The sequence below is a fragment of the uncultured Slackia sp. genome (assembly GCF_944321625.1).
Taxonomy (GTDB): domain Bacteria; phylum Actinomycetota; class Coriobacteriia; order Coriobacteriales; family Eggerthellaceae; genus Slackia.
The window spans coordinates 64,536-74,862 of record NZ_CALUMA010000085.1 but is presented as its reverse complement, the minus strand read 5'-3'; the positions used below and the strand labels follow the sequence as shown (position 1 = coordinate 74,862).

The window sequence follows — 10,327 nt, the reverse complement described above, 5'->3', positions numbered from 1 at the left end:
GACGTGGCGGGGAAGCGCCGGGTCGAACTCGTTGACCGCATGCGGCATGTTCGCCGGGAACAGGTCGTCGGTGGAAAGGTGGATGATCTTCGCTCCGACGCTCTCGCTTGCGATGGCGAGGTTGCGGGCGCCCAGCGCGTTGATGCGATAGGCGTCATCGGGACGCTCCTGCGCGGCGTCGTGGCGTGCCAGACCGGCGCAGTTGATCACGTAGTCGGGGCGGTTGGCGGCGGCGAAGTGCACCACGGTATCCAGGTCGGTCGCGTCCACTTCGGCGTCGGTGGTAAGGATGCGGTACTTCTCGTGGTCGAGTCGGTGCTCAATGGCGCGGCCCATGCGGCCCGCGGCGCCGGCGATCCAAACGACCTCCTGCGGTCCCATTCTCATATATGTACCTCTTTCGCGCTGGAAGCCGCAAGATGCGTGCTGCCTTGGAGGGCGATTTAGCACACTAGTGCGGCAAACGACAAAAAATAATTGGGGTATTATACGGGAAATGGGTAACGTCGCGTCGTCGGATTACGTTACCCTTTGGTAAACGGTGCAAACAGCCAGGCCATTACGCCAAAGGAAACGTCATTGTCGCGGTGAACCCTTCGTTCGGCGCGCCCGAGAATTCGACGGCGCCGCCGTGTGCCGCAGCGATGCGCGCCACCAGCGAGAGCCCCAACCCGTGCTCATTGAGGCTTGCAAGCTCCGCGCGCGAGAGCGTCGGGGCTTCCGCGAAATGGTCAGGGGTGTTGCTATCGCCATATGCTGGTGCGATATCGGATGCGCGACTGGCGGCAGGCCCATACTCATCGAAATGCGGGGGAGGCGTAGGTCCGTTTGCAATCGAGTCGAGGTCCGCGGGTGCGTGCGACATCGCCTCGGCCTCCAGGTTGAGGCGCGCGATTGCCTCGCGGGAAAGCCCCGCTCCATCGTCGGAAACGCGGATGCGCACGGAGTTCTCATCTTTCGAAAGCGTAAGCGATATGCAGCATCCGCTTTCGTTGTGCCTCGTGGAATTGTCGATCAAGTTCCTCAGCGCTCTTGTCAACAGACGCTCATCCACCGAAGCTTTCGCGCCTTCGACATCGGGCGCGACATCGACCTCGATATCGAAGCGGTCGTCCAGCCCGTCGTTGATGTAGTCGACGGCTACCGACCTCACCATCTTCGAGAGGGTGCAGGGCTGCACGTCAAGCGGCTGCATGTCGTACTCGAGTTTCGATGCGATGTTCAGGTCGGACACGAGGTCGCGGATGCGTGCGCTTTGCCGCAGGATGGTTTGAGCGGATTGACGTGCCTCTTCAGGCACGTCATCGGCATGGGCGATGCTCTCGGCATGTCCCATGGATATGGCGAGCGGTGTGCGAATGTCGTGACTGACGCCCGACACCCACCTTCTGCGAGCTTCATCCTTGCGCCTCATCACGGCGCTTGCTGCATTGATGCTTTCGCCCACCTCGCGCATGTCGCCTCGCGCCTCGACGTGGACGGGCTTTCCGTGCGCCAGCTTGTCGAGCGATTCCACGATAGGGGCGACGCTTTTCAGAACGCGGCGCCTTGATATCAGGTATGCCAGGAACACGATGAACGAATCAATAAGGAACGTTGCCAGAATATAGAAAGGAATATGGCTGTACGTTTCATAGGGGAGGTAGCTGATGGGGAAGGGAAGGTATGAGTTGTGCGGATAGGCGCACACGACCAGCCCGTCGTCTCGCTGCCAAACGAAGCAGGGACTGTCGTCGAAGTAGCCGAGGCGTGAAAACACGGCCGTGTCGCTCAACGTGTAATCACGCAAAGCACTTGCGGGTGCGTTGTGCTGCCATACCACCTCACCGTCGTTTGAGATGAGAATGGCCCACACATCTGCCTCGTCGAGTTTGGAAGCTATGGCGTCGTCCAACGTGTACGTGCCGTCATCGTTTTTCGTGAGGCTTTCGGCGGTTTCGCGCGTCGTCGTATTCGGTGTGGCGTCGTTGAAATACGAATCTTCCTCGAAAATCGCTACTCCGATATAAATAAACAGGTCGAAGATGACGATGAACAGCGCCAGCGCCATGAACAGCAGAATCTGCTTGCCGAAGAAGAAGGGAGCTGCGGCGCGTTTGCGCGCGCGGTCGGTCCGGCGCTGCGCAGCGGTGAGCGATTGGCTCGCACGCGCTTCATCTGCCTTACGATTTCTCTTCAATGCGAACATGGCTACCGAATCTCCCGAGGAACCACGAGCCTGTACCCGATGCCTTTGGCGGTGATCAGCGATTTCGGATGCGAGGGGTCGGATTCGATTTTCTCGCGCACGCGTCGCACGTGCGTCATGAGCGACTGCGCATAGCCGAACGTCTCGCCCCATACGGCCTCGCAGAGCGCATCGGTGGTGACGATGCGGTTCGCATTGCGCGCGAGCGCTTCAAGCAGGTCGTGCTCCTTCACGGTAAGTTGGATGTGTTCGCCGGTGTCGCGGCGCAGCACGTCGGCGTTGGCGAGGTCGAGCGTGCAGGCGTCGAGCTCCAGGGCATCGGGTTCGGCGGGGTAGCATCGGCGCAGCACCGCCATGATGCGCAGCACCAGCTCCTGGGGACTGAACGGCTTGGTCACGTAGTCATCAGCCCCGCTGCGTAGGCCGGCAAGGCGGTCGTCGGTCTCGTCTTTGGCCGTGAGGAAGATGACGGGCAAGGGGTGCGCCTCGTCGAATGCGCGCAGGTAGGAGCACAGCGTGAATCCGTCGCCATCGGGAAGCATGACGTCTAAAAGGGCGAGATCGGGGTTGACGCGGCGATAGGCGGCGAGCGCTTCCTGCACGTTGCCGGCGGCGGTCACGTTGGTGAAGCCTTCGACACGCAGCACGGTTTCGACCATGCGGCGCAGTTCCGGCTCGTCATCAACCACCAGAATCTTCTTCGCTTTGAGCTTAGCGTCCGACATCGCTGTGCCTTTCTTGTGTCCCACCGTGCTCAGCGGCGGCAAACTTGACTCTAGTTCCGGGTGGGCGGGGTGATTCCGATTTCGTCCCCGTCCACCCGAGGAGACGGGTTCGTTAGCTTTATTAAACCACGTGGGAACGTTCGTCACCAGGCCGCAAACGAGATGTCAGGCAAACGTTAGGTAGGTGCAAGGAGGCCGCAAGGTCCGCCTTCGATACTTAAGTCATGTCGGGCGAGCGTTCACTTGCCCGTAATGGACTGAGAACGCTCCGGGTGAGGGGCTTGGACGGTGAGGAGGCCAATATGCCGGGACATGTGCTTGAGGTTGAGAACGTAACGAAGCGCTACGGGGGAACGCGAGGGGGCAATGCGACAGTCGCGCTTGACGGCGTGAGCTTCTATGTGGACGAAGGCGAGTTCGTGGGCGTCATGGGGCCATCAGGGTCGGGTAAGTCAACACTGCTCAATTGCATCTCGACCATCGATACGCTGACCGATGGCGCCATTCGCATCGCGGGACGCGACATCACGCTGCTCAAGTCCAAGGAACTTGCCCAGTTCCGCCGCGACCAGTTGGGGTTTGTGTTCCAGGATTCCAATCTCCTTGATACGCTGACCGTGCGCGAGAACATCGCGCTTGCGCTTACCATCCAGAAGGTGCCGACCCGCGAGATTCCTGCGCGCGTGGATGATATGGCTCAGCGTCTTGGCATCGCGGAGGTTCTGGACAAGTATCCCTATCAGATTTCGGGCGGGCAGAAACAGCGCGCTGCAGCGGCGCGTGCGGTGATCACGCGACCCAGCTTGGTGCTGGCCGACGAGCCCACCGGCGCGCTTGACTCCAAATCGTCCGGCCAGCTGCTCGAGACGTTCGAGCTGCTCAACCGCCTGGGTTCTACGATCGTGATGGTGACGCACGACGCGTTTACCGCTAGCTGGTGCCACCGCATCATCTTCATCAAGGATGGTCGTCTGTGGGGCCAGCTGCGCAGACAGAATGATACGCGTGACCAGTTCTTCGCGCGCATCGTCGCCGCCACCACGCGTCTGGGTGGGGAGGTGCGCAATGCTGGCTAAGCTCGCTGCGGCAAACGTGCGCAAATCTGCGCGCGACTTCGCCGTGTACTTCTTCACGCTGGTGCTGGGCATCGCGGTGTTCTACGCGTTCAACTCAATCGCCGATTCGCAGGCGGTCGCGCGCATCGGCGAGGACGGCCGCAAGATGATGGAGCTCTTAGCGTTCGTCATCAATGCGGTTTCGGTGTTTATCGTCGTCATCCTCGCATTTTTAGTGGTGTATGCAAACCGGTTCCTGATTCGGCGGCGCAACAAGGAATTCGCGCTGTATCTGACACTGGGCATGCAAAAGGGCGATCTGCTCAAAGTGAGCGCGCTCGAGACGCTTTTCATAGGAATCGCCTCGCTTGCGGTCGGTCTGGCAATTGGCCTGGCGCTCTCTCAGGTCCTGTGCAATGTGGCTGCCTCCATGTTCGATTCCGAGGTGGAGGGCGTGGCCTTTTCCGTGTCGGTTGACGCTATCGTGCTGACCGTTGTTGCGTTCGCAGCCATTTTCCTGGTCACTGTCGTGTTCAACACGGGTCATCTGTTCAAGTCGAAGCTGATCGACCTGCTGAATGCCGATCGCCGCAACGAGAGCTTCAAGCTGCGCAGCTTACCGCTGTCGTTCGTGCTGTTCATCGTGGCGTGCGTGCTTATCGGCGTGTCGTACAAGTTGCTCATGGATAACGGCCTTCTGGAGCCTTCGCCCGAATTCATGGCCGCCACGGTGTTGGTGTGCGTGGGTACGGTGCTGTTCTTCTACTCGGTCTCGGGCTTTTTGCTGCGCGTGACCCAGATGATCAAGCCGCTCTACCTGCGTGGGCTGAACATGTTCTTCCTGCGCCAGCTTTCGGCGCGCGCCAATTCGGCCTTCGTGTCCATGAGCGTGATCGCGCTCACTCTCTTCTTGGCGATGACCAGCGTGTGCGGAGGCATCGGCATCGTGAACGCCATGAATGCCTCCGCGGCCAACGGCACCAAGTACGATGCGAGCGTGGTATCCACGTACGCCATGTGGAACTACGATACAGGCGAGCTCGAGCCGATGGAATTGGGCGAGTTCGGGGCGTTCGCAGAGTCGCATGGCTACAACATGGTCGAGGGCTTGGCGGCGAGCACCGCCGCGGTCGATGCGCCCTCGTGGGACGACATGGTCAAGGGTGCGGCTCAGGTTGACTTCCGCCTTTCGGGAGTTTCCCTTGGTGATTTGAATGATGCCACGGGCAAATCGATCTATGATTTCGTCGGATCGGGAATGCTTTCCGACGGCATGGATGAACAGCAGCTCGACTGCGTTTCCGTTTCCCAGTTCAACACGGTGCGAGAGCTTGCCAACCTCGAGCCCATCGACCTAGGCGAAAGCGAGTTCGCTATCTGGAACGATGCAGCACTCACGTCCGATTATGCCGAGGCAATCGCTGCTGCCGCGCCGTCGCTCAACATCAACGGCCACGACCTTACTGCTCTGCGTGACGTGCAGGACGTGACGCTGGAGACGACCGGCGTGACCCAGCGTATCTGCGTGTTGGTGGTGCCCGATGAATGCATCGACGAATCGGTTATGCCCTGGACTTCGCTGCTCGACGTTCAGTGCAACGACGGACAGGAGGAGGCATTCCAATCGTTCCTTCATGCCGTGCAGGAGAGTTCGAATCCCGATACGTATCCCGTGAGCCTCATTCAGACCGTAAGCGAAGTCGAGGCGCAAAGTTCCGGCTTCACCGCCGTGGTGAGCTACCTTGCTATCTACATCGGGTTCGTGCTGGTTATCGCTTGTGCTGCAATTCTTGCGATTCAGCAGCTTACCGACGCCGCCGACAGCGTGCGCCGTTACGAACTCATCGCCAAGCTGGGCGCGCCTCAGCGCATGATCGATGGCGCGCTGTTCAAGCTCATCGGCATCTACTTCCTGTTCCCCCTGTTGGTGGGCATCGCTCATACGCTGTGCGCAATGCAGGTGGTGATCGATGTGGTACAGGTGTTCGGGTATCTGGACATCGGGTCTATGAGCGTGGTGACGATGGTGGCGTTCCTCGTCGTATACGGAGCGTACTTCCTGGTCACGTACGTTACGGCGCGCAACATGGTGAAATTCAAACGTGCCTAGAGATGTAGTTCGAAAGATGTAGACAGTTAGATATAGTCAGGCTGTGTCCGCCGCGTCAATTCCACGTCAAAAGGAGTGCGCGGCGGACGTTCTTCTGATTGCGGCAGGTATGCTGGGCCCGTGTCAAGATGAAGTAAGGTGCCCGAAGGGTTCGGGCGCAAGACCGAAAGAGGGGTCCTGCATGAATGAAAACGTTTATGATTTCAATCCGAACGACGTCAAGCTGGTGGCGTGCGACATGGACGGCACGCTGCTCGATGAAAGCTCTCATCTTCCTTCCGAAACATTTGACCTGGTGAAGCGCCTGTATGATAAAGGCATTCATGTTGCTGCGGCGTCGGGAAGGCGCTTTGACACGCTTCAGGAGTTTTTTGCGCCGGTTGCTCACCTGATGGATTTCGTCGCGTCGAACGGCGCACAGGTGGTGGTCGGCGGCACGCTTGTCGATCGCGAGGTGTTCTCGTATGCGGCGCTGAAGCGACTGCTCTCGGTGGTGCGCTCGTTCGACTGCCTGGAGATGGTGGTGTACGACCGCACCAATAGCTATCTTCTGGGAGAGCCCGATCGTTTTATCAAAGAGTTCGATAAGGACCTGCCCAATCCCATTCGGGTGGACGACCTGCCCGCTCCCGGCGTGAGCATTGTGAAGGCGTCGGTGTTCTGCAGCGAGTCGGTGATGGATATGGCCTATGTGCTCACGCGCGAACTCGAATCCGATTTCGTGTTCGCCCCTTCGGGCAACGTGTGGATCGACGTTATGCAGCAGGGCGTGAGCAAAGCGACGGGAATCGAACAAGTGATGGCCGTGCACGACGTCAAGCCTGCGCAGCTTATGGCGTTCGGCGATTCAATGAACGACTACGAGATTCTGCGCATGGCGGGGCACAGCCGCGCGATGGAAAACGGTCGTTATGCGGTCAAACAGATATCCAAGAAGGTTATCGGTGCGAATACGGAGCATGCGGTGCAGCGCGAGCTTGCGGAGCTGCTTGAGGCGCTCGCTTAAGGCGCGTTCGGCCGCGCCCATGTCACAGGGCGAGCTCGTTTTTTCACTTCCGTCCCGCTCTTGGGACACCTTCCGTATCGCACTTGGTGCATAATGGTGCAATTCAATGGCCGGTTACGTTCGGAGGCGTGTATGAGCGAGATCAAGTGCCCGCATTGCGGCAAGGTGTTTCAGGTCGACGAGAGCGAATTCAACGATATTCTGCAGCAGGTTCGGACGGCGGAGTTTGAGAGGGAAATCGCGCAGCGCGAGGCCCTTATGGAAGAAGGCAAGCGTCAAGCGGTGGAGCTTGCTGTGCAGCAGGCGCAGAGTCAGGCGGCAAGGGGCGCGGCTGAACGTGATGCGAAGATCGCGGAGCTGACAGCAAGCCTGGATGCGGCTCGACGGGAGATGAAGTCGCAGATGGAAGCGACGAAAGCTCAGCATGAGGCCGCAACGCGTGCCGAGGCTGCCGAGCATGAGAAAGCGCTCGCGAATGCGACGGCACAGCTTGATGCTCAGGTCGCAGCTCTGAAGCAACAGCTTGCCAGCCAAGAGGAAACGCTGCGTCAGCAGGCGGCGCTTCGAGAGGCCGACCTGGCTCAGAGCGCGGCAGCGCGTGAAGCTGAGCTGTCTCGAAAGGCCGCTTTCCGCGAGGCAGAGCTTGAGCGCACCATCGCTGAGCAGCGTCAGCAACTTGCCGGTCAGCAGAGCGCGTTCGATGCGCAGAAAGAGCTGGCGGTGACCGAGGCGCGCATGAAAGCGGAGCGCGAGCGTGATGACATCGCCACCAAGATGAAGCTTGCGCAGGCCGAAAGCGAACGCAACATCGCGGCGCTTCAGGCGAAGATGGCCGAAGAGCTCAAGCAAAAAGATCAACTGCTTTCATATAAAGACGAGGAAATCGCTCGCTATAAGGACATGAAGGCGCGCCTGTCCACCAAGATGGTGGGCGAGACGCTCGAGCAGCACTGCGAGATCGAGTTCAACAAGATTCGCGCCACCGCGTTCCCGAAGGCGTATTTCGAGAAGGATAACGATGTAGTCGACGGCACCAAGGGCGATTTCGTGTTTCGCGAGGCCGACGATGACGGCAACGAAGTCCTGTCCATTATGTTCGAGATGAAGAACGAATCGGAAGATTCCACCCACAAGCATAAAAACGAGGATTTCCTCAAGAAGCTTGATTCCGACCGTCGCAAGAAGGGCTGCGAATACGCGGTGCTTGTCACGCTGCTGGAGCCCGACAACGAGCTCTACAACGAGGGCATCGTGGATATGTCCTACCGTTACGAGAAGATGTACGTGATTCGTCCACAGTTCTTCATTCCGATCATTTCCATCCTGCGCAACGCCGCGCTTTCGGCTATGACATACAAGGCGGAGCTTGCCCAGATGCGCAACCAGAACATCGACATCACACACTTCGAAGAGCAGATGGAGGATTTCAAGGCGAAGTTCGGGCGCAACTACGATCTTGCCAGCAGGAAGTTCCAAGCCGCGATTGACGAGATTGACAAGTCCATCGATCATCTCCAGAAAATCAAAGAGAACCTGCTGGGCAGCGAACGCAACCTTCGCTTGGCAAACGACAAGGCACAGAACCTGACCATCAAGCGACTGACGCGCAACAACCCCACCATGAAGGAGAAATTCGCGCAACTCGCCGAGGAGCGTGCGGCAGCTGGCCTGCCTGACCCAGCAGACGAGGCGCGTGCCCGCATCATCGAGGAAGACGAAGAGGGGTCCCAGGCATTCTAGTTTCCATGCCGTTTCTGACGAATAGATTTGCTATGTGCCATCTGGGGCTTTTCCAAAATACTTAAAATCGTGCGAGGGTGTGAGCCCGGCTGGCACTTGAGTGCAGCCGGGCTCGTTTGTATAGTTCCTCCTTGACTGTAGAAATCTACATCAGGAGGGGCGCACTGCTGGGGAAACGTCCAATGGGGCAGGCTCCTTCTGACAATCGGGTCGGAGGGGATACTATGGCGCAACCTCGCACTAGGGTACTACCGCTGGTTTCAGCCGCGCTGTGCTGCTTCATTATCGGCGCTTTCTACATGTGGAGCGTGTTCAATGCGCCGCTCATGGCCGAACATGGCTGGTCGGCGCAGGAGGTTTCCCTCGCATACTCCATCTATACGTTCACGTTGGGCATGTCGACGCTCGCGGGCGGATGGCTTCAGCGCACCATCTCATCGCGCGTGCTCCTGACGGCCGGTGGCATGGGGTTTGCCCTCGCATGGATTCTCACGTCCTTCGCAACGTCGCTTCCCATGCTCTACATTTGCTTCGGCGTGCTGGGCGGGTTCTGCGACGGTTTGGTGTACAACGTGTCCATGTCGGTTGCGACCAAGTGGTATCCCGACAAGAAAGGCCTCGCCAACGGAATCTGCATCGGATGCGCCGGCCTTGCGCCCTTGCTGTTCGCGCCGCTCGGCAACGCGCTCATCGAGGCGTTCGATACCTCGGCCTGCTTCAGAATCTGCGGCATCGGGTTTGCAATCGCGTTCGTCGTCGCCACCCGTTTCGCCGTCGCGCCACCCGAGGGATGGGCTCCCCAAGGCTGGGTCGAAGGAGAGGAATCCGCCCAGGCCTCTGCGCATGACTACAATGCGAAAGAGATGCTCAAGACCCCGCTCTTCTACATGCTGTGGGCCGCATTCGTGATGGCGGCGACGTCGGGCCTTATGATGACGGGTCATGCGGCGACCATCGGACAGCAGCTTGCCGGCCTTTCGTCGAGCGATGCCGCCGTAACCGTAGGTCTGCTTGCGGTGGCAAGCTTCACTGGAAGGCTGGGGCTGGGTGCCCTTTCTGACAAGCTCGGCCGCTTCGTCATGCTCGGCGCATCGCTGGCTGTCACCTGCGTTGTGATGCTGGTATTCTTCTCCTCTGCGCACACGTTCGTGTCGTTCAGCGTCGTGCTGTTCCTGGTAGGCGTGTGCTTCGGCGGCGTGATGACGGTCATGCCTTCCATCTGCGGCGATGTATTCGGTTTGAAGAACTTCGGTTTCAACTACGCGGTGCTGTTCTCAGGTTACACCGTCGCGTCCTTCGTTGGTCCTTCGCTTGCCGCGACCGTGGTTACTGCAACGGGGTCGTATGACCTGGCGTTCACCATCGCCGGCATCCTCGCGGCCTTTGGTCTGGCGTTTCTTGCTGTCGCCGTCGTGTTGTTCAAAAGGATGCGAAAGGCATAGACACGCGCGGGTGCGTGGTTGTTCGATGGCGGCTTAGTCTGCCGCGCTGTCTAGGTCGTGT

Annotated in this window: 8 protein-coding genes; 5 read left to right on the top strand and 3 right to left on the bottom strand. The window is 59.2% G+C overall.

All coding sequences use genetic code 11. From position 1 onward, the window contains the following. From Q0J60_RS07565 to Q0J60_RS07555, 3 genes are all read right to left on the bottom strand, one after another. Window positions 1–387: sugar nucleotide-binding protein (locus tag Q0J60_RS07565; RefSeq protein ID WP_294440177.1), on the bottom strand; the 387-nt coding region annotated here is incomplete at its 3' end. 172 nt (window positions 388–559) lie between these two features. Further along, window positions 560–2,188, bottom strand: a complete 1,629-nt coding sequence (locus tag Q0J60_RS07560) for a HAMP domain-containing sensor histidine kinase (protein ID WP_294440174.1) — start codon at window positions 2,186–2,188, stop codon at window positions 560–562. A 2-nt stretch (window positions 2,189–2,190) separates the two neighbouring features. Next, a complete protein-coding gene (locus Q0J60_RS07555; protein ID WP_294440171.1) occupies window positions 2,191–2,913 on the bottom strand; it encodes a response regulator transcription factor in 723 nt (240 codons plus the stop codon). Between the two features lie 302 nt (window positions 2,914–3,215). Between Q0J60_RS07555 and Q0J60_RS07550 the strand changes: the two genes are divergently transcribed. The 5 genes from Q0J60_RS07550 to Q0J60_RS07530 all read left to right on the top strand — a co-directional run bounded on the left by Q0J60_RS07550 (window position 3,216) and on the right by Q0J60_RS07530 (window position 10,266). Then, entirely contained in the window at window positions 3,216–3,989 is a 774-nt protein-coding gene (locus Q0J60_RS07550) for an ABC transporter ATP-binding protein (RefSeq protein WP_294440167.1), read from the top strand. Beyond that, a complete protein-coding gene (locus Q0J60_RS07545) occupies window positions 3,979–6,078 on the top strand; it encodes an ABC transporter permease (RefSeq protein WP_294440164.1) in 2,100 nt (699 codons plus the stop codon). The genes Q0J60_RS07550 and Q0J60_RS07545 overlap by 11 nt, the downstream gene beginning before the upstream one ends. A gap of 181 nt (window positions 6,079–6,259) precedes the next feature. Then, window positions 6,260–7,084: an HAD family hydrolase gene (locus Q0J60_RS07540; protein ID WP_294440159.1), complete on the top strand. Its 825-nt coding sequence runs from the start codon at window positions 6,260–6,262 to the stop codon at window positions 7,082–7,084. A gap of 132 nt (window positions 7,085–7,216) precedes the next feature. Beyond that, complete coding sequence (locus Q0J60_RS07535; protein WP_294440156.1) at window positions 7,217–8,824, top strand: DUF2130 domain-containing protein; 1,608 nt, start codon at window positions 7,217–7,219, stop codon at window positions 8,822–8,824. A gap of 224 nt (window positions 8,825–9,048) precedes the next feature. After that, window positions 9,049–10,266, top strand: a complete 1,218-nt coding sequence (locus tag Q0J60_RS07530; protein WP_294440154.1) for an OFA family MFS transporter — start codon at window positions 9,049–9,051, stop codon at window positions 10,264–10,266. The last annotated feature ends 61 nt before the right edge of the window (window positions 10,267–10,327 follow it).

Bases quoted from the DNA above. Each gene is read 5' to 3' on its own strand.
- Q0J60_RS07550 (WP_294440167.1), top strand. From the start codon at position 3,216: ATGCCGGGACATGTGCTTGAGGTTGAGAACGTAACGAAGCGCTACGGG.
- Q0J60_RS07535 (WP_294440156.1), top strand. From the start codon at position 7,217: ATGAGCGAGATCAAGTGCCCGCATTGCGGCAAGGTGTTTCAGGTCGAC.
- Q0J60_RS07555 (WP_294440171.1), bottom strand. From the start codon at position 2,913: ATGTCGGACGCTAAGCTCAAAGCGAAGAAGATTCTGGTGGTTGATGAC.
- Q0J60_RS07530 (WP_294440154.1), top strand. From the start codon at position 9,049: ATGGCGCAACCTCGCACTAGGGTACTACCGCTGGTTTCAGCCGCGCTG.
- Q0J60_RS07540 (WP_294440159.1), top strand. From the start codon at position 6,260: ATGAATGAAAACGTTTATGATTTCAATCCGAACGACGTCAAGCTGGTG.
- Q0J60_RS07560 (WP_294440174.1), bottom strand. From the start codon at position 2,188: ATGTTCGCATTGAAGAGAAATCGTAAGGCAGATGAAGCGCGTGCGAGC.
- Q0J60_RS07545 (WP_294440164.1), top strand. From the start codon at position 3,979: ATGCTGGCTAAGCTCGCTGCGGCAAACGTGCGCAAATCTGCGCGCGAC.